The organism is Oleiphilus sp. HI0066, from assembly GCF_001635725.1.
Genome location: NZ_LWFH01000856.1, coordinates 1 through 362 on the forward strand (window position 1 = coordinate 1; position 362 = coordinate 362).

General features: G+C 50.3%; 1 pseudogene. It reads right to left on the reverse strand.

The features are described 5' to 3' along the window. Positions 1–2: 2 nt before the first annotated feature. Positions 3–362: pseudogene (locus A3738_RS09920) on the reverse strand (ATP-dependent metalloprotease); the annotation flags it as partial.

Sequence of the window (362 nt, forward strand, 5' to 3'; positions counted from 1 at the left end):
ACTTAGTGACCTTCTGCAGGTCCACCAACGCTATCAGACGGCGCATCACGCTCCTGCGTTACGTCTTCCGCTTCAGAAGCTGCACTACCACCGGCATCATTAGAACCATTATCACCCCAACCTTTCGGCGGACGAGGTGTTTTGTCATTCATAATGTCATCGATTTGAGGAGTATCGATCGTCTCATACTTCATCAAAGCATCAGCCATTGCATCTAGCTTGGAGCGATTTTCTTCTAAGACTCGCTGCGCCGTCGAATAACACTGGTCAACGATTGAACGGACTTCCTCATCGATACTGGCCTGCGTCGAACCTGAAACATGAGAAGTAGACCCGCCTGCAGATTTGCCGAGGAACACCTC